This is a genomic window from Streptomyces sp. NBC_01217 (assembly GCF_035994185.1).
Lineage (GTDB): Bacteria > Actinomycetota > Actinomycetes > Streptomycetales > Streptomycetaceae > Streptomyces.
Genome location: NZ_CP108538.1, coordinates 1,318,890 through 1,337,036, shown reverse-complemented (window position 1 = coordinate 1,337,036; position 18,147 = coordinate 1,318,890). Strand labels below are relative to the sequence as shown.

Annotated in this window: 18 protein-coding genes; 4 read left to right on the top strand and 14 right to left on the bottom strand. The window is 70.1% G+C overall.

Annotated features, from left to right (window positions below):
- Positions 1-57: 57 nt before the first annotated feature.
- The 3 genes from OG507_RS40340 to OG507_RS05590 form a co-directional block, all read right to left on the bottom strand.
- The gene (locus OG507_RS40340; protein WP_442810947.1) at positions 58-1,614 is read right to left on the bottom strand and encodes a GH12 family glycosyl hydrolase domain-containing protein; all 1,557 of its coding nucleotides are present in this window, start codon (positions 1,612-1,614) and stop codon (positions 58-60) included.
- Positions 1,615-1,625: 11 nt separating this feature from the next.
- Positions 1,626-4,370, bottom strand: a complete 2,745-nt coding sequence (locus OG507_RS05595) for a glycoside hydrolase family 48 protein (RefSeq protein ID WP_327371874.1) — start codon at positions 4,368-4,370, stop codon at positions 1,626-1,628.
- A 385-nt stretch (positions 4,371-4,755) separates the two neighbouring features.
- A complete protein-coding gene (locus OG507_RS05590; RefSeq protein WP_327366011.1) occupies positions 4,756-5,175 on the bottom strand; it encodes a cupredoxin domain-containing protein in 420 nt (139 codons plus the stop codon).
- Between the two features lie 323 nt (positions 5,176-5,498).
- Between OG507_RS05590 and OG507_RS05585 the strand changes: the two genes are divergently transcribed.
- Entirely contained in the window at positions 5,499-5,894 is a 396-nt protein-coding gene (locus tag OG507_RS05585; protein ID WP_327366010.1) for an SSI family serine proteinase inhibitor, read from the top strand.
- Positions 5,895-5,929: 35 nt separating this feature from the next.
- Here the strand turns inward: OG507_RS05585 and OG507_RS05580 are convergent, their stop codons facing one another.
- The 5 genes from OG507_RS05580 to OG507_RS05560 all read right to left on the bottom strand — a co-directional run bounded on the left by OG507_RS05580 (position 5,930) and on the right by OG507_RS05560 (position 10,388).
- Positions 5,930-6,088: a hypothetical protein gene (locus tag OG507_RS05580; protein ID WP_327366009.1), complete on the bottom strand. Its 159-nt coding sequence runs from the start codon at positions 6,086-6,088 to the stop codon at positions 5,930-5,932.
- Between the two features lie 66 nt (positions 6,089-6,154).
- Positions 6,155-7,105, bottom strand: a complete 951-nt coding sequence (locus tag OG507_RS05575) for a cytochrome c oxidase assembly protein (RefSeq protein ID WP_327366008.1) — start codon at positions 7,103-7,105, stop codon at positions 6,155-6,157.
- A 112-nt stretch (positions 7,106-7,217) separates the two neighbouring features.
- A complete protein-coding gene (locus OG507_RS05570; protein WP_327366007.1) occupies positions 7,218-8,243 on the bottom strand; it encodes a 6-phosphofructokinase in 1,026 nt (341 codons plus the stop codon).
- A 143-nt stretch (positions 8,244-8,386) separates the two neighbouring features.
- Positions 8,387-9,115 (bottom strand): type 1 glutamine amidotransferase, encoded by a 729-nt coding sequence (locus tag OG507_RS05565; RefSeq protein WP_327366006.1) that lies wholly within the window; start codon positions 9,113-9,115, stop codon positions 8,387-8,389.
- 34 nt (positions 9,116-9,149) lie between these two features.
- Positions 9,150-10,388: a Mur ligase family protein gene (locus tag OG507_RS05560; RefSeq protein WP_327366005.1), complete on the bottom strand. Its 1,239-nt coding sequence runs from the start codon at positions 10,386-10,388 to the stop codon at positions 9,150-9,152.
- A 114-nt stretch (positions 10,389-10,502) separates the two neighbouring features.
- Between OG507_RS05560 and def the strand changes: the two genes are divergently transcribed.
- Positions 10,503-11,048: a peptide deformylase gene (gene def / locus OG507_RS05555; protein WP_327366003.1), complete on the top strand. Its 546-nt coding sequence runs from the start codon at positions 10,503-10,505 to the stop codon at positions 11,046-11,048.
- A 13-nt stretch (positions 11,049-11,061) separates the two neighbouring features.
- Here the strand turns inward: def and OG507_RS05550 are convergent, their stop codons facing one another.
- Positions 11,062-11,712 carry a TetR family transcriptional regulator gene (locus OG507_RS05550; RefSeq protein ID WP_327366002.1) on the bottom strand — a complete coding sequence of 217 codons (651 nt, stop codon included), beginning with the start codon at positions 11,710-11,712 and terminating at the stop codon, positions 11,062-11,064.
- 173 nt (positions 11,713-11,885) lie between these two features.
- Between OG507_RS05550 and OG507_RS05545 the strand changes: the two genes are divergently transcribed.
- On the top strand, positions 11,886-13,112 hold the full coding sequence (locus OG507_RS05545) for an acyl-CoA dehydrogenase family protein (protein WP_327366001.1): 1,227 nt from the start codon (positions 11,886-11,888) through the stop codon (positions 13,110-13,112).
- A 74-nt stretch (positions 13,113-13,186) separates the two neighbouring features.
- Here the strand turns inward: OG507_RS05545 and OG507_RS05540 are convergent, their stop codons facing one another.
- From OG507_RS05540 to OG507_RS05530, 3 genes are all read right to left on the bottom strand, one after another.
- On the bottom strand, positions 13,187-13,675 hold the full coding sequence (locus OG507_RS05540) for a glutathione peroxidase (RefSeq protein ID WP_327366000.1): 489 nt from the start codon (positions 13,673-13,675) through the stop codon (positions 13,187-13,189).
- Between the two features lie 37 nt (positions 13,676-13,712).
- Positions 13,713-14,267 carry a GNAT family N-acetyltransferase gene (locus OG507_RS05535; protein ID WP_327365999.1) on the bottom strand — a complete coding sequence of 185 codons (555 nt, stop codon included), beginning with the start codon at positions 14,265-14,267 and terminating at the stop codon, positions 13,713-13,715.
- A gap of 95 nt (positions 14,268-14,362) precedes the next feature.
- Positions 14,363-14,893, bottom strand: coding sequence for a helix-turn-helix domain-containing protein (locus tag OG507_RS05530; RefSeq protein WP_327365998.1), 531 nt, complete (start codon positions 14,891-14,893; stop codon positions 14,363-14,365).
- A 213-nt stretch (positions 14,894-15,106) separates the two neighbouring features.
- Between OG507_RS05530 and OG507_RS05525 the strand changes: the two genes are divergently transcribed.
- Positions 15,107-15,544 carry a DUF7144 family membrane protein gene (locus OG507_RS05525; protein WP_327365997.1) on the top strand — a complete coding sequence of 146 codons (438 nt, stop codon included), beginning with the start codon at positions 15,107-15,109 and terminating at the stop codon, positions 15,542-15,544.
- Here the strand turns inward: OG507_RS05525 and OG507_RS05520 are convergent.
- Complete coding sequence (locus OG507_RS05520; RefSeq protein ID WP_327365996.1) at positions 15,495-16,832, bottom strand: chloride channel protein; 1,338 nt, start codon at positions 16,830-16,832, stop codon at positions 15,495-15,497. The genes OG507_RS05525 and OG507_RS05520 overlap by 50 nt on opposite strands.
- Before the next feature lie 262 nt (positions 16,833-17,094).
- A complete protein-coding gene (locus OG507_RS05515; protein WP_327365995.1) occupies positions 17,095-18,045 on the bottom strand; it encodes a DUF389 domain-containing protein in 951 nt (316 codons plus the stop codon).
- Between the last annotated feature and the right edge of the window lie 102 nt (positions 18,046-18,147).

The window sequence follows — 18,147 nt, the reverse complement described above, 5'->3', positions numbered from 1 at the left end:
TCTGCGGGGTTTCCCCGCAGGCGGGTTCGTGGGGGTGTTGCCCGGGGCGGCGGCCGGTCAGGGCGCGGTGCCCCACACCAGGTCGCCGTCGGCGTGGACGGCGATCTTCGGTGCGTCGGTGAACGAGGTGTTGGTGGCCCAGCTGTAGTCGTCGGCCTCGTTGAAGCCGGACCAGTCGGTCTTGTTCAGCCGCAGCTGGATCTCTCCGGTGGAGGCCCCCGCCGCCAGGGTGCCGCCGCTGAAACCGACCTCCAGGTAGTGGTCGGCGCCCGGGCCGGCGGCGGAGGAGGGCTGCACGCGGTGGGTGACGGTGCCGCAGCCGAGGACGGCGTAGTCGCACGCCGTGCCGTAAGTGGTGGCACCGGATTCACCGCTGAACCAGTAGCGGACGGTGACGTCGCGCAGGTCCACCGGGACCGTGCCGGTGTTGACCAGCTGCAACCCGGGCCTGATCTGGTTGTCGCCCGGCGATGAGTCGTTGTTCTTGTACTGCGCCTTCAGCGCGCCGGTCGTACCGCCGCCCGCTCCGGTCGTCGCGGTGACGGCCGCGGAGGCCGCCGAACTGTTCCCGGCCGCGTCGCGGGCCCGCACGGTGTAGCCGTACGAGGACGAGGGGGCGAGCCCGGTGTCGGTGAAGGACGTCGAGGCCGTGGTGCCCGCCTTCACCCCGTCGCGGTAGATGTCGTATCCGGTGACGCCCGTGTTGTCCGTCGACGGAGCCCAGGACAGGGAGGCGGTGCTGCTGGTCGTTCCGGTGACGGCGACGCCCGCCGGGACCGACGGAGCCTCGGTGTCGCTTCCGCCGCCTTCCGCGCTCGCCTCGAAGGCGAACCCGTTCATGCCGAGCCCCTGGCCGCCCTGCCAGATCTCGAACCCGGCCTCCGCGTCGATCAGATAGTGGGCGGGGTTGATGGCGCCGCGCGTGACACCGTCGTCGATCAGCCCCTTCACATTGAAGCCGGTCAGCTCGGTGGCGCCGTTCTGCAGGACGTACGAGATCACCTTCCAGCCCGAGGCGCCGGGCCCCGTCCAGACGTCCCAGGTCCGGCCGTCGAGCTGCACCGTGGCGGTCCGCGACCCGATCGGCTGCACGCCGCCGCGGTGGTTCATCCAGACCATCAGCTCGGTGCCGTCCGGCTGGTCGTCGGTGACCGGGACGGAGTTGAACCAGATGTCCATCGACACGTTGTACGCGCCGGAGGAGACCTGCGTGGTCGACCAGTCGGTGCGTACGCTGCCCAACTCATCGACGCGCAGCGGCAGTCCGCTGCCGCTCGTGCACGCACCCCAGTGACAGCCTTTGTAGCTGGAGGGGTACGTGGCCGGGGCGCCGTTCGTCGGGAGCGCGAACGAGGATTCGGTGAGACTCCAGGCACCCGTCGCCGGGTCGATGCTCACGCACTGCCGGGCCTCGGAGTTCCACTCGTTCTGCTGGTAGAGGTACTCGCCTCCCTGCAGTTCGGTGGTTCCCCACTGGGTGCAGTCGGTGATGGGCGCGGCCGACGCGGGCGAGGCGCCCGTGAGCACCGTTGCCGCGGCGAGCAGCAGCGACGCCGCCGTGGCGACGAGCGCCGGCAGCCGTCGGCCGGTGCGCCCGGCCGCCCTGTCCGTCATGCGGTGGCTCCTCACGGCTCGACCCCCCAGGCAAGGGCGCCGCCGATGTACGCCGCGACCTTCGAGGCGTCGGCGTACGCGGTGTTGGTGGCGCGGCTGTAGTCGTCGCTCTCGTTGAAGTTCGACCAGTCGGTCTTGTTCAGCCGCAGCTGGACCTCGCCCGTCGACGCGCCCGCGTCCAGCGTGCCCGCGCCTGCGGTGAAGCCGACTTCCAGACAGCGCTCGGCACCCGTCTTCGGGGCGGTGGCGGCCACCACCCTGTGGGTGATGTTCGACGATCCGAGCGCGGCGTAGTCGCAGTACGTGCCGAAGGTGTTTGCGCCGCCCTCGGAGGTGAACCAGTACCGGAGCGTCACCGTGGACAGGTCGATGGGGGTGCCGCCGGTGTTCAGGAGTTGCAGACCCAGCCGGATCTGGTTGTCGGTGGCCGAGGAATCGCTGTTCTTGTACTGGACCTTCACCGCGCCGCTGCCGCCGCCCGGTTTCGTGGTAGCGGTCACGGCGGCGGAGAGCGCCGACGTGTTGCCGCCCGCGTCGCGCGCCGCCACCGCATAGCTGTACTCGGTGGCCGCGCCGAGGCCCTCGTCGGTGAACGTCCGCGTCGTCGCGTTCCCCGCCAGCACCCCGTTGCGGTAGACGTCGTACCCCGTCACCGCGACGTTGTCGGTCGCGGCCGACCAGGACAGCGACACGCTGTTGCTCGTGGTGGCGGTCACGGCGAGTCCACCGGGCACCGTCGGCGCCTCGGTGTCCGAGCCGCCCGTGCCCTCCACCAGCAGCTCCGCGTAGATCGCGAAGGCCAGCGCGAGCGCCGCCTGTGCCCAGAAGCGGTGGTAGGTGAAGGTGGGGGCGGCGCCGCCGTCCAGATAGGCCTGGACCTTCGGCCAGTCCGGGTCGTCCCGGTACCAGGTCCGGATGTCGATGAAGGTGGCGCCCGGCTCGACGGTGTCGCCGTTCGGCATCGTGCCCGACCACCCCGACGGGACGTACACCTCGTCGTCGAAACGCCGGTAGTCGGTCCTGGTCTCCGGCACCGCGATGCCCTTGTCGTCGGCGTTCAGCGCCATCGCGTCGAGGAGTGCCTTGGCCAGCGCGCCCGCGGCCTGGTCGCCCGACTTCGCCGCGTAGTAGGTGAGCGTCTTGACGTACGCGGCGCCCACGCCGACGTCGTTGGAGTAGTCGACGACCGATACATGCAGCCCGGCGTTGCGCCCGGGGGACGCCGGGTTCCAGGTGTCCGGCTGCCCCGTCCAGTTCAGCGTCGAGGGGAAGCGGTAGCTGCCGTCCGAGCCGACCGTCGTCTCGCCGGAGGCCCAGGCGACCCACTTGTCCAGCACGGCCCCGGCGGTCGCGTTGCCGGTGACGTAGTAGTACGCGGCGACCCGCTCCATGCCCCACGCCTGGAAGCCGAACCAGTTGTTGCTCGGCGGGTCGTGGTAGACCGGCTGCCAGTCGTAGGCCATGCCGTAGAAGGTGGGGGTACCGGCCGGTGGCGTGCCGTACTGCCCCTCCCAGCTGTTGGTGCACCCGCCCGCGAACGCGCCCTCGCTGGACTGCAGCCAGCTGAGGAACTCCAGCTGCCGGGTCAGACTCTTCGCCCAGTCCGTCCTCGCGGTGGCCGACTTGGGGGTGAGCGCCGGTACGTTGGACAGCGCCCAGGCGGAGAGCGGGTTCTGGTACCCCTGGTGGGAGGCGCCGTCGCCGATGCGCCAGGCCCAGCCGCCACCGCTGCCGGCCGCGGCACCGCCCCAGGCGTAGTACCAGGACAGCAGGTAGTGCTGGGAGTCGCGGCCGGAAGCCGCGGGGCAGGAATTGGGGTCCGTGCAGTTGCCGACGCGCTTGAAGTACTTGTCGAACATGGCGTAGCGCAGGTAGTCGCCCATCCTGGCGGCCTTCGCCACGGATGCCTCGACCTCGCTCTCCTTGCCCTGCGCCGAGGCCCAGCGATAGGCCCAGTAGGCGGCCTGGACCGCGCGGGCGTCGGCGTCGGGGGCGTTGGTGTACTTCCACTGCCTGGCGTAGCTCTGGTCGCCGACGAAGAGATCGAGATAGCCGTTGGGGCCGCCGTACTCGAAGAGGTCGGTGGTCGGCTGCGGGATGGTCTCCCACACCGACTCCTGCGCGCCGCGCTGGTAGGTGTTGATGAACGAAGGACCGGGCCCCGGGCCCGACTCGCCGCCGGTGCCCGGCTTGTTGCCGTAGCCGTAGGTGTTGTCCAGGTCCATCAGCCAGTGCATGCCGTATACGTCCATCGTGCCGTAGGACGCGGCCAGTTCGGTGGCGAGCGGATCCGAGCCGACGGAGACCGAAGTATCCAGAGACGAGGGGTAGTTGTCCGGCAGCGGCCACTCCGGGGCGTAGGTCGCGGGGGACCCGGGGTTGTACGAGTCGCTGGTCGGCTGGTCGGCGTGTTGCGGGATGATCGTCTTCTCCGCCACCGTCCAGGCCGCGTTGAACGGTGCCCAGTCGCCGGTCACCCGTCCGTACGCCGCCTCCAGCCACATCCAGAAGCTGACCGCTTCCGAGGTGGTCTCGTGACCGTGGTCCGGCGCCTCGACCATCAGGGTCTCGACCGAGTGGTACGGCAGTCCCTCCGGGCTGAAATAGCCGTTGGCCGCCGCCTTGATCTTGCCGTACTGGGTGAGGAACGCCTGGGTGTACGGGTCGTCGGCCGCAGCGCTCCGGGCGCCTGCGCGACCGGCAGTGGCGGCCGGAGCGGCGACCACGACGCCCCGGGCCAGGCCCACGGCGAGCAGACCGCCGCCCAGGGCACTACTGAACGTTCTACGGGATATCGACACAAATCCTCCAGTGGCGGGTGTCGTGGGGGAGGGTCGGGGAGACGGAGGAAGGTGCGGCACAACGGTGCGGGAACAGGTCCGGGCAGCGAACAGGGACCGGGGCCCGGACGGGTTCACCGCCCGGGTGCACGACGGCCTGTGTGTGCAAGTCTTGATTGTGGGAGCGCTCCCAAAGTGGCGTGGTGATGCGCACCTGTCAAGAGTCAAATCACAACTGCTTTACGGGCTCGTTAACTTGACGGACCGGCAGTCGACCGGTCCGCGACGTATAACTGCTGGTGACGGGAGGTCAACCCGGGGTCGCGACCGGGTGCTGAGTCCGCTCGGGATTCCGTGCGCGTCACCTGACGGTCAGCGAACCCTTCATATAAGGGTGAATGGTGCAGATGTACGGGTACGTGCCGGCCTTGTCCGGTGCGGTGAAGGTGACCGTCCGCCCCGACGCGACATCGCCGGTGTCGAACGCCTTGCCGCTGGTCGCGGTCACGGTATGGGTCGCGGAGTCCTCGTTGACCACGGTGATCAGCGTCCCCGGGGCGACCGTCAGACGGGCCGGCCCGAACGCGAAGTCCTTGATCGTGACCCTCGCCCTGCCGACCGGGGGCGACGAGGGGGATGGTGAGGCCGGGGAGGCGGCGGGCGGTGTGACGCCGACGGACGACGAGCTGCCGCCGCCGCCACCGTCCGTGCACCCGCCGACAGCGGCCGCGAACACGCCCACCGCGATCACGGCGACAGCCGCCCTCGAACGGTTGCCCATCACAAGAACTCCTCGGGTCCGGCCACCGCTCCGGCGGCCCTGTGGCCCTGAACGTTGAGGGCCGCGCGACCGGGGAGAGGGCAGGCGCTCGGGACGGCCGGCAGCTCGCATCCATCCGGGTGCAGGGCTCCCGCCCGCCGGTACTCCAGCCGGACCCGCCGCCGCCCCCGGAGGGCGAAGCACGCGGCGCGGCTCCTTGTCCGGTGCGGACTCAAAAGATCATCTTGCAAGGGTTCCCGGACACGGGACGTCCAGGACGCCTGAGACGCACCCGGTCCGCTCCACGAACGCCCCGAGATCTTCCGAGCCACAGGAGTTCCCCGATGCGCCTGCGCGCCACCCTCGCCGCCGCTGCTCTGATCACGCTCGCCGCCGCGGCGCCCGCCGCGGCCGACCCGTTCGGGGACCCGATGGAGGACCGCGGGCTCTTCCTCACCGTCTCGGGCAGCGACAACACCTGGATCCGGGGCGTCCGGCTGCTCTGCCCTGCCGCCCCGGGCGCCCACCACCCCCATGCGGCCGCCGCCTGCGCGGCGATCGACGAGGCGGGAGGCGATATGGACCGGCTGCCCGGCGACCCGCACCTGTGCACCATGGAACTCGACCCGGTGACCGCCACCGCCACCGGCACGTGGAACGGGCGCGCGGTCAACTGGCAGCACACGTTCGGCAACGCCTGTGAGCTGGAAGCCGCCACCGGAGTGGTCGCCCGCTTCTGAGCCCAGCCCGTTCTGAGCCGGGTGACCCGCCCGGCTCAGGACTCGCGCGTCGCGGCCATCCCCAGGGTGATCAGGCCGAGCACCACCCAGCCGAACCAGAGCCAGCCGCTGCTCCCCAGCGCCACGGTGTAGGCGGTGACCACTATCAGGGCCACCACGGTGATCAGTCCCATGGCCTTCGTGGATCCGGACATGCCCGCACCCTCCTCGTCGGCCGCACGGCCGTGGATGCCATCGTCACCCGGAAGGCAGGTCCACCGCTACTGCCCGCGCGCCTGCAACGAGGCGAGATAGGCGTTGTACGCCTGCAGCTCCTGGTCCCCGTCCCGGTCGGCGGCGCGGTCGGAGCGCTTCGCCGTCCGCTGCTCGGAGCGGTACCACTGGAAGACCAGCGCGATCAGCACCAGCACCGACGGGATCTCGCTGAACGCCCAGGCGATGCCGCCCGCCCAGTTCTGATCGCTCAGCGCGTCGATGCCGAGCGAGGCCGGCGGATTCTTGTACGTCTCCACCATCGGCGTCGACGCCATCATCAGCGCGATGCCGAAGAACGCATGGAACGGCATCCCCGCGAACAGCTCCAGCATCCGCATCACATAGCCGGGCCGGTGCGGCCCCGGGTCGACGCCCATGATCGGCCAGAAGAACACCAGACCGACCGCGAGGAAGTGCACCATCATCGCGATGTGGCCGGTCTTCGAACCCATGAGGAAGTCGAAGAGCGGGGTGAAGTACAGCGCGTACAGACTGGCGATGAAAAGCGGAATCGTGAAGACCGGATGCGTGATGATCTTCATGTACCGGCTGTGCAGCAGCATGAGCAGCAGTTCGCGCGGGCCCGTGCGGCCCCGTCCCGCGACCGGCAGCGCGCGCAGCGCCAAGGTCACCGGAGCACCCAGAAGGAGCAGGATCGGCGACAGCATGCTGATCACCATGTGCTGCACCATGTGCACACTGAACATGACCATGCCGTAGTCGTTCAGCTTGGTGCACATCACCAGGGCGATGGACAGCACGCCGACGACGAAGAAGACGATACGGCCGACCGGCCAGGCGTCCCCGCGTCTGCGCAGACGCAGCACGGCGTACCCGTACAGGCCGATGGCCAGCAGGCAGCCGACGAGAAAGAACGGGTCCGCGGAGAATTGGAGCCCACGTCCCAGCGTGAACGGCGGCAGATCCATGTTCATGCCGTGCCCGCTGTGATCCATCTGTTCACTCCCGCTGGGGACGTCCCCGTTTCGTGCCGGTTGTCCCGACCAGAGTAGAACTGCCCCCGGCCGCAGCTGCGGCCGGGGGCAGTTCGTAGGGCAGGGGCGTCGCTCAGAGCACGCACTCCGCCTCGGCGTACCGCTCGGCCGGAACCGTCTTCAGGGTCTCCACGGCCTCGCCCAGTGGCACCATCGCGATGTCGGTGCCGCGCAGTGCCGTCATCATGCCGAACTCGCCGCGGTGCGCGGCCTCCACCGCGTGCCAGCCGAAACGGGTGGCGAGAACACGGTCGTACGCGGTCGGTGTGCCACCGCGCTGCACATGGCCGAGAATCACCGGTCGGGCTTCCTTGCCGAGGCGCTGCTCCAGCTCGACGGAGAGCTGCGTGGCCACACCGGCGAACCGCTCGTGCCCGTAGATGTCCTTGGTGCCCTGCTCGAACTCCATGGAGCCCTGGCGTGGCTTGGCGCCCTCGGCGACGACGACGATCGCGAACTTCTTGCCGGCCGAGAAGCGCCTGCCGACCAGTTCCGTCAGCTCGTCGATGTCGAAGGGGCGCTCCGGCACGACGATGGCGTGCGCACCGGCCGCCATGCCCGAGTGCAGCGCGATCCAGCCGGTGTGGCGGCCCATGACCTCGACGATCAGCACCCGCTGGTGCGATTCGGCGGTGGTCTTCAGCCGGTCGAGTGCCTCGGTGGCGACGCCGACGGCGGTGTCGAAGCCGAAGGTCACATCGGTGGAGGCGATGTCGTTGTCGATCGTCTTGGGTACGCCGACGATCGGCAGGCCCGCCTCGGAGAGCAGATTGGCCGCTTTCAGCGTGCCCTCGCCGCCGATCGGGATGATCACGTCGAGCCCGAGATCGGCGACATGGCCCCTGGCCTGTTCGACGCCGCCCCGCAGATGGGCGGGCTGGACCCGCGAGGAGCCGAGGATCGTACCGCCGCGGGCGAGGATGCCGCCCACCGCATCGAGGTCGAGCTTGCGGTAGTCGCACTCGAGGAGGCCCTTCCACCCGTCGTGGAAGCCGATGACCTCGTCGCCGTGGTCGACCACCGCGCGGTGCACGACGGAACGGATGACGGCGTTGAGGCCGGGGCAGTCGCCGCCGGAGGTGAGCACACCAATTCGCATTGCCCGGGAAACCTTTGCAAAGTGGGCCGACGACCGGACCGCGTCGTCCGGTTGGATCCCCGCCACCCTACCGGCGCAGGATGGCGGGACCGAACCGGGCGTCCGCCTGCTGGACGCCGCTCAGCTGAGCGAAATACGACTCATCAGGCGGGCTGGGTCGCCGAGGCGATGCGCTCGGCGCGCAGCGCCTCGTACCAGCGGTCGTCCGTCGGCGGCAGGGCGTTGACATCGAGGGCCAGCTTCAGCAGCAGATCCGCGATCAGCGGGTTGCGCGCCATCACGGGCCCGTGCATGTACGTACCGAAGACGGTGTCGTTGTACGCACCCTCGGTGCCGTCCCCGGTGCCGTTGCCGTTGCCGAACTGCACCCGGGCGAACGGCCGTGCCGTCGGGCCGAGATGGGTGACGCCCTGGTGGTTCTCGAAACCGGTCAGCGGAGGCAGTCCGAGGTTCGGGTCGATGTCGGCCAGTACGTCACCGACGCACCGGGCCCCCTCGCCACGGGTGGAGACCACGTCGAGCAGTCCGAGACCGGGCTCGCGCTCACCGAGGTCGTTGATGAACTCATGGCCGAGGATCTGGTACCCGGCACAGACCGAGAAGATGATCGCGCCGTTGGACGCGGCCCGGCTGAGCCCGCCGTCGCGGCGCAGCCGCTCCGCGGCCAGCCGCTGCGGACGGTCCTCACCGCCGCCGATCAGATAGATGTCGCCGGACGTCGGGACCGGCTGGTCGCTGCGGACGTCCACGCGCTGCACGTCGAGACCGCGCTGGCGGGCCCGGCGCTCCACCACGAGCGCGTTGCCCTGGTCGCCGTAGGTGCTGAGGAGGTCGGGATAGACCCAGACCAGACGCAGACCGTTGTTGCTCATGCTTCGTCCTCTCCGGAGGTGGCCGGGGCCGGGGTCAGTTGCCGACACGACGGCGCAGATCCTGGAAGGCGGTGTAGTTGGCGATGACCTCGATACGGCCGGGCGGGGCCTGCTGCACGGCCTCGTCGAGGTTCTCGCAGACCCGGAAGTCGAGACCGGCCACTTCGAGCCGGACCGCGAGGTCCAGCTTGCGGTCGCCGAGCACGAAGATCGGGTGACCGGCGAGCTGGGTGTAGTCCACGTCCCACAGCCAGGAGGTGTCCGTACCGTCCGCGCCACGGGCGTTGACGGAGAGGATCACCGGGGTGGGCGGCGGGTCGATCAGGGAAAACGTTTCGAGCCAGCCCGCCGGGTTCTTCGCCAGCAGCAGCCGCAGCTCACGGCCGAGGAAGGTGACCACGTCGTAGCGGCCCGCGACGGCCTGCACCTGGTACATGCGCTCCAGCGCGACCTGCGGCGGCACACCGAACACGGCGGCCACGGCGGCCGAGCTGGTGGCGTTCGCCTTGTTGGCACGGCCGGGCAGCTGGAGGTGGATCGGCCACGCCGAACCGTGCGGGTCCAGGACGTAGTCGCCGTGCAGCACCCAGCTGGGGGCGGGGCGGCGGAAACCGCACTCGCCGCAGAACCAGTCGTCGCCGGGGCGCTGCATCACACCGCCGCAGGACGGGCAGGACCAGGCGTCGTCCTTCCACGCCTGACCGGCCGCGACCCACACCACATTGGGGGAGGAGGACGCCGCCCAGACGATCAGCGGGTCGTCGGCGTTCGCGACGATCACAGCCTTGGAACCGGACAGCCCCTCACGCCACTTCTCCGCGAGCATCCGGGTCTCCGCGGCACGGTCCAGCTGGTCGCGGGAGAGGTTGAGCAGCGCGATCACCTTGGGCGTCGTGTCGCGTGCGACCCCGGCGAGGTACTTCTCGTCCACCTCTATGACGCCGTACTTCGAGTCCGAGCCGCCCGCCAGCGCCGAGGTGATGCCCGCCGGCATGTTCGCGCCGAGCGCGTTCGACACGACCGGGCCCGCGGCCCGCAGTGCCTCGGCGATCAGCCGGGTCGTCGTCGTCTTGCCGTTCGTCGCCGACACGAGGATCACGTCCAGGTGCTGCGCCAGCCGCCCCAGCAGGTCGGGGTCGAGCTTGAGTGCCACCCGGCCGCCGATCACCGATCCGCTGCCGCGCCCCGCGGCGCGCGACACCGCCGCCGCGGCCTTGCCCGCCGTCACGGCGAGCTTGGCCCGCGGCGACAACGGCTCCGTGTTGCCTGCCATCGTCCTAGATCCTCCTTGCATCGGTCCACGCCCAGCCTATCGATGTCCGGCGCGGCGACCGCACCGCGGCACCGCCGGGAAGGTGGAGGTCACGTGGAACGTACGATTGCCGCCATGCGAAACCGCCCGATCCCCGGCAGTTCCGGACTGATTCGTGCCATGAGTCTGCTCGGTGATCCGGTGCTGCACAGTGCCTGCGAACCCGTCACGGACTTCGGTCATTCCCTCGCCCGCCTCGTCGAGGACATGTACGCCACCATGTACGCGGCCCAAGGGGTCGGACTCGCGGCCAATCAGGTCGGCGTCGCCCTGCGGGTGTTCGTCTACGACTGCCCGGACGACGACGACGTCCGGCACCTCGGACATCTCGTCAACCCGAAGCTGGTCGAGGCGGACGGCATCACCGTACGCGGCCCGGAGGGCTGTCTCTCGCTGCCCGGCATCGAGGCCGGCACCCCGCGCTTCGACCGTGCCGTGGTCGAGGGCGTGACGGTCGAGGGCGAGCCGGTACGGGTCACCGGCACCGGCTTCTTCGCCCGGTGCCTCCAGCACGAGTGCGACCACCTCGAAGGCACGGTCTACACGGACCGGCTGACCGGGCTGCGCCGGGCGCGGGCGCTGCGCGCGGCCCGCCGGGCGCCCTGGGCGACCGGCGGCTGACCATCGCACTCCCTCAGAACCCGGGGCCGCCGGGCCGGTCGCCCACGGCGGCCAGCCTGCCCCACAGCAGATCCGCCAGGCTGCGCACCAACTGCTCGCGGGAGCAGGGACGTTCGCCCAGCCACCAGTCGCCCGCGGCGTGCATCATGCCGACGATGCCGTGGCCCCATATGCGGGCCATGGCCTCACTGTCCGGGCCCAGGTCCACGCGCTCGGCGATCACCAGGGCCAGTTCCTCGCCGAGGCGGCGCAGCAGCGGGGCGGAGTGCCGTCCGACATCGAAGCCCTGCTCGGTCGAGGGCGCCGCGTCGTCGGACGGGTGCATGAGGAAGCGGTAGACCTGCGGGCGGGCCTCGATCGCCGCGAGATAGGTGTCGAGCGTCGCCTCCACGCGCCGACGGCGCTCGGCGGGTGCGTCGAGGGCGGCCCGCAGAGCGATCAGCAGGGCATCGGTGTGGCGTTTGGCGAGGGCGCGGTAGAGGCCGCCCTTGTCGCCGAAGTGCCGGTAGAGGATGGGCTTGGTGATTCCTGCCTCCGCCGCGATGGCGTTCATCGAGGCCCCGGGCCCGTCCCTGAGCACCACGCGGTCGGCGGCCTCGAGCAGCTCGCGGCGGCGGCTCTCGGCCGCTGTCCTCTGCCGCTCGGCCTGTCGTGTGGTCTCCATGTCGCCTCTCCCCACCCCTGGCCGTGCAATTGCGTCCTGCCTGCGCAACGTAACACTCTGCCCTGCGGGATGCGGATCGGCACCCGGGCGGTTGACAGAGGCTACTTGCCGGTAACAGACTGCGGTTACCGCAAGTAACGAGTGGTTTTTCAGGGTAGTACGTGGAGGGGAAAATGGCCGAGTTCACGCTCGAACTCAACGATGACCAGAAGCAGGTCCGTGACTGGCTTCACGGCTTCGCCGCGGATGTGATCCGACCGGCGGCTTCGGAGTGGGACGAGCGTGAGGAAACGCCCTGGCCCGTAATCCAGGAGGCGGCCAAGGTCGGCATCTACTCCCTCGACTTCTACGCCCAGCAGTTCTTCGACCCGACGGGCCTCGGCATCCCGATGGCGATGGAGGAGCTCTTCTGGGGGGACGCGGGCATAGCTCTGTCGATCGTCGGTACGGGCCTGGCGGCCGTGGGCGTCCTCGCCAACGGCACCGAGGAGCAGATCGGCACCTGGATCCCGCAGATGTACGGCGACGCGAACGATGTGAAGGTCGCCGCCTTCTGCTCCTCCGAGCCGGACGCGGGCTCGGACGTCGCCTCCATGCGGACCCGCGCGGTGTACGACCGGGCCAAGGACGAGTGGGTGCTGAACGGCACCAAGACCTGGGCGACCAACGGCGGCATCGCCAACGTCCATGTCGTCGTCGCCGTGGTCGACGCGGAGCTCGGTTCCAAGGGCCACGCCTCCTTCATCGTGCCGCCGAACACCCCCGGCCTCTCCCAGGGCCAGAAGTTCAAGAAGCACGGCATCCGGGCCTCGCACACGGCGGAGGTCGTCCTGGAGGACGTACGGGTCCCCGGTCACTGTCTGCTCGGCGGCAAGGAGAAGCTCGACCAGCGCCTGGCCCGGGCCCGCGAGCGCGCCGCGTCCGGCGGCGAGCGGGTGAAGAACGCGGCGATGGCCACCTTCGAGGCGTCCCGTCCGGCGGTCGGCGCGATGGCGGTCGGCACCGCCCGTGCGGCGTACGAGGTCGCGCTCGACTACGCCAGGACTCGCACCCAGTTCGGCCGGCCGATCATCGACAACCAGGGCGTCGCCTTCCAGCTCGCCGACATGCGTACGCAGATCGACGCGGCCCGGCTGCTCGTCTGGCGCGCCTCCTGGATGGCGGCCACCGGGAAGCCGTTCACGTCGGCCGAGGGCTCCATGTCCAAGCTGTACGCGAGCGAGACGGCGAAGACGGTCACCGCGCAGGCCATCCAGATCCTCGGGGGCAACGGCTTCACCCGTGAGTACCCCGTGGAGCGGATGCACCGGGACGCGGCGATCTACACGATCTTCGAGGGCACGAGCGAGATCCAGCGCCTGGTGATCGCCCGCACCCTCTCCGGCATGCCGATCCGCTAGCGCGGAGCCCCGTGTGTCCTCGATCGCCGGACGGGCCGGAATCCGGCCCGTCCGGCGATCGAGGGCGGAACCGGTCAGGCGGGGAGCTGGGACTCGATGGCCGCGATGAGCTCCGGGGCCTCCGGCTCCGTACGCGGGCGCAGGCGCGCGACCGGCTCGCCCGCGGGCGAGATGAGGAACTTCTCGAAGTTCCACTGGACGTCGCCCGCTTCGCCGTCCCCGTCCGCCAGCCCCGTCAGCTCGGCGTACAGCGGGTGGCGCGTTTCGCCGTTCACGTCGGTCTTCTCCAGCAGCGGGAAGCTGACACCGTACGTCGTCGAGCAGAAGGTCTGGATCTCCTCCGCGCTCCCCGGCTCCTGGCCTGCGAACTGGTTGCACGGCACGCCGAGCACGGTGAAGCCGCGGTCCCCGTACGTGTTCTGGAGCCGCTCCAGACCCTCGTACTGCGGGGTGAGCCCGCACTTCGACGCGACGTTCACCAACAGGACCGCCCGGCCGCGGTAGTCGGCCAGGGAGGTGGGCTCGCCGGTGAGCGTGCGCAGGGGGATGTCGTACAGCGTCATGAGGCTCTCCTTGTGAGGGTGACTTCCACTGCCATTGTCACGCCTGCACATTGATCGGTACGAACCCGGCCGCCCCGCCGACCGCCTTGTAATAGAGGGTCGTCGGTTTCAGGACGCCTGCCGGATCGGCGGCGTAACCCGGAATCGATCCGCACTCCGTCCAGCCCGTCGAGCGGTAGAGCCGTTCGGCGGAGCTGCCGGTCTCGGTGTCCAGCACCAGCAGCGTGACCCCCGCCTCGGCGGCCGAGCGTTCGGCGGCGTCGAGGAGCGAACGGCCGAGGCCTCGGCCGCGGGCCGACGGGCGGACCATCAGTTTGGCCACTTCCGCGCGGTGACGGGAGTTCGGCAACGGGGCCCGCACCAGCGCGATGGTCCCGGCCACCCGTTCCGCGTTCCGGGCGATCCAGACCTGAAGGTGCCCGGCGTCGACGGCCCCGGCCCTCTCCCGCCACCAGGCGGCCGCCGCGTCACGGTCCAGCGGCGCGAGGAATCCCACCGACGAACCGCCGTTCACGGCCTCCACCAGAAGGGCGGCCAACTCATCGGCGTAGGTGACCAGTTCGGGTCCGGACACCTGGACGATCTCGGTCATGAGACGGCTTCCTTTCGGGGCTTTCACAGCTTTCACGCTTTCCACGGCGCTCGCGGCGCCCATGACTCTCATTGCTCTCACGGCTCTCACGGCTCTCACGGCAGGACGATCACCAGCGCGTAGCGGACCCGCTCCGGGCCCGGACAGTGGAAGTGTGAAGGGCCGCGCAGCCGGAAGCGCAGACAGTCGCCGCTGCGCACGGTGTGCACGGTCCCGTCGACGGTGATCTCGACCGTCCCCTCCAGCACCCAGACGTGCTGCTCCACACCGGACACGGGCGCGTCCTCGTAGTCGATGGCGGCCCCGGCGTCGAGCGTGCCCTCGATGACCTCGGCGCGCAGCCCGGTGTGCGGTGGGGAGACCGAGCGGCGTACGAAGCCTGATGCCTCGTCGCGCCACACCGGTTGCCGCGCGGCGGGAACCAGCTGCGGCACCTCGGCCTCCACCTCCATCAGCAGCCGGGACATGGTCCGCCCGTAGACCGTGCACAAGGTGCCGAGCAGGGCCGCGGTCGGGCTCAGCTCACCGCGCTCCAGCCGGGACAGCGTGGAGCGGCTCACCCCGCTGCGCCGGGACAGATCGTCCAGCGACCAGCCGCGCCCGGCCCGCAGTTCGCCCAGCCGCACGGCGAGCCGGGCATCGACGGAGCCGGACTCCGCCCTTTCGGTCTCTCTCGCAACGGAGACGATATCTCTGACCGGAGATGAGCAGGGGCATGAGTGACAGCCGGACGTGCTTGTTCTGCTGACCGGGTGCTGTCGTGCCACGCTGATTCGGGGAAGTCCCGGCCGGGCCCACTCGGGTCCGCCGGTTCGCTTCTGCTACCAGAGGAGGCCGATATGGCCAGTGCCAGCAGCGGGCCGAACGTGGCGCCCGAAGCCACCCCGACCTCGCGTCAACCCTTCCGGCACGGCTGGACCGCCTTCGCCGTGGTCCTGATGATCTTCGGCGGTGCGATGGCGATCTTCGAGGGAATCGCCGCCATCACCAAGGACAACGTCTTCGTCGCCACGCGCAACTACGTGTTCCAGTTCAGCCTCACCGGCTGGGGCTGGATCCACCTCGTCCTGGGCATCGTCATCGTCCTCGTCGGCTTCGCGCTGTTCACCGGGGCACTGTGGGCGCGCGTCGTGGGCATCGTGTTCGCAGGGCTTGCCGCACTCGCCCACTTCCTGTGGCTGCCCTTCTACCCGTTCTGGTCCATCGTGCTCATCGCCATCAACGTCTTCATCCTCTGGGCGCTGTGCGCGGCTCCGCTGGAGGAGGAAGAAGCCTGAGCGTGACGACGTAGGAGACCACGACCGAGACGATCACCAACGGCATGACGGTGAGACCCTCGGACCCCAGCAGCAGCGTGGCCAGCAGCACCGAGGTCATGGGCAGCTTCAGCATCGCCACGCACATGGCCCCGATGCCCATCGCGAAGCCCGACGCCAGACTGAGCCCCGGGAGATGGGACAGCGCGATTCCGCCCGCCGCTCCCACGAACATCGCCGGAAAGACGGGGCCTCCCCGGAAACTGCTCAACGACGCGCAGTACGCCAGCGCCTTGCAGAGGGCGAGTACCAGCAGCGTGGCCACCGAGTAGCCCGCACCGGCGGAGAGCAGCGGATCGAGCGCGCTCTCGCCGGAGTACAGCACCCCGGACGCCTCCCTGCCGGTGCTCTGCGCGTACCCGAACGCGATCAGACCGATGATCAGACCCATGACCGCGGTGGCCACCACCGTCCGCCGCTCGACGTGGGCCTGCAGGAACAGGGCGAGCCGCTGAATACCCGTACCGGCGAAGGCCGCCGCGAGGCCGACGGCGACCGCCCAGCCGAACTGGGCGAGGTCGGGCTGCTGGGCGTGCGGCACATGGTGGAGCGCCAGGGAGTACGTCCCCAGGCCGGTCCACGAACCGAGACCGGTGAAGATGAGTGAACCGATACCGGCGGCCAGCAGGCCCGGCACCAGGACCATCCCGAGCATCGCCCCGCCCAGCCCCGAGGCCTCCATCAGGAGAAAGGCGCCGAGCAGCGGTGACCCCAGCAGCGCGCTGACGGCGGCGAAGCTCCCCGCCGCTCCCACCACGGCACTCGCCTTGGGGCTGATGCCCGGTTTGACCAGGCGCACCGTGTACACGGCCAGACCGCCGCCGAGAGCGATGAGCGGTGCCTCGGGACCGAGCACCGCCCCGACGCCGAGCGAGACGAGCGCCGCGAGGGCGATGCCGGGCAGCTCCACCGCCGCGGGCGCCCCCGTGTTCATCAGGCCGTCGGCGGGCCGGTGGCCGCCCTTCCCGGGGAGATGGCGGACGGTCAGCCCGACCAGCAGGCCGGCCACGGCGAGCAGCGGCACCGGCCACCAGGACGGCGTACCCGCGAAGCCCAGTGCCCTGGGCAGGTCGTCATAGGTGAGCGACTGGAGTCTGTGGACGAGGGCGAGGAAGCCGAACGCCACCACCGAGACCGGGACGCCGAGCATCGCCGCCGCCAGGAGGAGCATGACGTAAGCACGGGTGCGGATGAGCCTGAAGGGGTCCGATGGCGCCGCGGTGGGTGCTGCGACGGGTTTGGCCGACATGCTCATGGTCTCCTCGGCGCCGGAACCCATCGGGGAACATGCTGTGCCGCCGACGGACACAACGTCCACAAGGAGTTAGCACAGCGCGCGGACAGGGCGGCTGCGCACCCGCTGTGCGCGTGCGTCGATTCCCCGACCGTCATTCCTCTGGACCAATGCGCCCGCACGTGTCCGGCCGGGGGTCGAACGCGTGGCCGCGCCCCGGATACGCGGCGATCGCGGTCCGGTCGCCCGATCGTCATGTTCCCTGCCGCTGCCGCCATCACCTGTTCGACCGGTCGTGCCGGAGACCGACCCGCCGCCAGATCCTCCGCTGGCACCTGAGCGCGACCGTGCCCACCACGATCAGCACCGCGATGTTGACCAGCAGCTGGACGAGCGACCCCCATGCCTCGTGCCAGCTCGTGAACGCGGTGGAGACGCTGAGATCCGCCGCGGCCGGGATGGTCGTGACGGAGATGAACACACCGAGCAGGGCGCTCGTCCTGGCCTCGGTGAGCGACACGATGCCGACGACACCAGCCAGTGCCGCCACGGCGAACGAGAAGAAGTTGGGGGTGTTGATGAGATGGGAGACCGGCCGCAGCCCCGCGTGGAACGCCGCCGATTCGAGGCCGAACGCACGCACCAGGAGACTGAAGAGAAAGGTGATGACGATCGTCAGCAGGAAGCCCGCGACCAGCGCCCGAAGCCCCCGCCGGATCCTGGTCCGGTCGCCCTGGTCGATGCCCAGCGCGACGCTGACGATGGCACCGTACTCGGGGCCGACGACCATCGCCGCGACGATCAGGATCTGGGAGTTGGTGACGATGCCGACCGAACCGATGATCCCCGCGATCACGAAGTAGAGATAGAAGCTCGGCGGGTAGGTGGCCTCGGAGCGGATGCGCGCCTCCACCTGCTCCCAGACCGGTGCACGGGCCAGCGGCCCGAGCTGTTCGGCTCCGACGTCGGCCGCCCGGCCGGAAAAGGCCATGTCCACCGGTTCGATGACGAGGGAGCCGCGGCGGTCCAGGTGCAACGCGCGCAGGCCGCGCAGGACCTCGTTGGCCGCGCCCGTCAGCACGTCGCAGGCGATGGCGTCGCCGTCCGGGTTGCGTGACGCGGCCGGCTGCACGATCAGATTCAGCACGCATGGATCACCGGCGAGCAGGCTCACCGCCCGGTCGGTCAGATCCGGCGGGCTCACCGCGCGGACATGGATCATGTCCATCCTGAACCTCCATGAATCCCCCCTCCAGTAACACCGCAGCCGACACGTCCAGCAATCCAGGCCCCCGGCGGGCCCCATCGGGCGATCACCGGGCGCCGGACG

Bases quoted from the DNA above. Each gene is read 5' to 3' on its own strand.
- OG507_RS05575 (WP_327366008.1), bottom strand. From the start codon at position 7,105: ATGGATCACAGCGGGCACGGCATGAACATGGATCTGCCGCCGTTCACG.
- OG507_RS05565 (WP_327366006.1), bottom strand. From the start codon at position 9,115: ATGAGCAACAACGGTCTGCGTCTGGTCTGGGTCTATCCCGACCTCCTC.
- OG507_RS40340 (WP_442810947.1), bottom strand. From the start codon at position 1,614: ATGACGGACAGGGCGGCCGGGCGCACCGGCCGACGGCTGCCGGCGCTC.
- OG507_RS05580 (WP_327366009.1), bottom strand. From the start codon at position 6,088: ATGTCCGGATCCACGAAGGCCATGGGACTGATCACCGTGGTGGCCCTG.
- OG507_RS05545 (WP_327366001.1), top strand. From the start codon at position 11,886: ATGGCCGAGTTCACGCTCGAACTCAACGATGACCAGAAGCAGGTCCGT.
- OG507_RS05560 (WP_327366005.1), bottom strand. From the start codon at position 10,388: ATGGCAGGCAACACGGAGCCGTTGTCGCCGCGGGCCAAGCTCGCCGTG.
- OG507_RS05520 (WP_327365996.1), bottom strand. From the start codon at position 16,832: ATGTCGGCCAAACCCGTCGCAGCACCCACCGCGGCGCCATCGGACCCC.
- OG507_RS05540 (WP_327366000.1), bottom strand. From the start codon at position 13,675: ATGACGCTGTACGACATCCCCCTGCGCACGCTCACCGGCGAGCCCACC.
- OG507_RS05515 (WP_327365995.1), bottom strand. From the start codon at position 18,045: ATGGACATGATCCATGTCCGCGCGGTGAGCCCGCCGGATCTGACCGAC.
- OG507_RS05525 (WP_327365997.1), top strand. From the start codon at position 15,107: ATGGCCAGTGCCAGCAGCGGGCCGAACGTGGCGCCCGAAGCCACCCCG.
- OG507_RS05550 (WP_327366002.1), bottom strand. From the start codon at position 11,712: ATGGAGACCACACGACAGGCCGAGCGGCAGAGGACAGCGGCCGAGAGC.
- OG507_RS05585 (WP_327366010.1), top strand. From the start codon at position 5,499: ATGCGCCTGCGCGCCACCCTCGCCGCCGCTGCTCTGATCACGCTCGCC.
- OG507_RS05535 (WP_327365999.1), bottom strand. From the start codon at position 14,267: ATGACCGAGATCGTCCAGGTGTCCGGACCCGAACTGGTCACCTACGCC.
- def (WP_327366003.1), top strand. From the start codon at position 10,503: ATGCGAAACCGCCCGATCCCCGGCAGTTCCGGACTGATTCGTGCCATG.
- OG507_RS05590 (WP_327366011.1), bottom strand. From the start codon at position 5,175: ATGGGCAACCGTTCGAGGGCGGCTGTCGCCGTGATCGCGGTGGGCGTG.
- OG507_RS05570 (WP_327366007.1), bottom strand. From the start codon at position 8,243: ATGCGAATTGGTGTGCTCACCTCCGGCGGCGACTGCCCCGGCCTCAAC.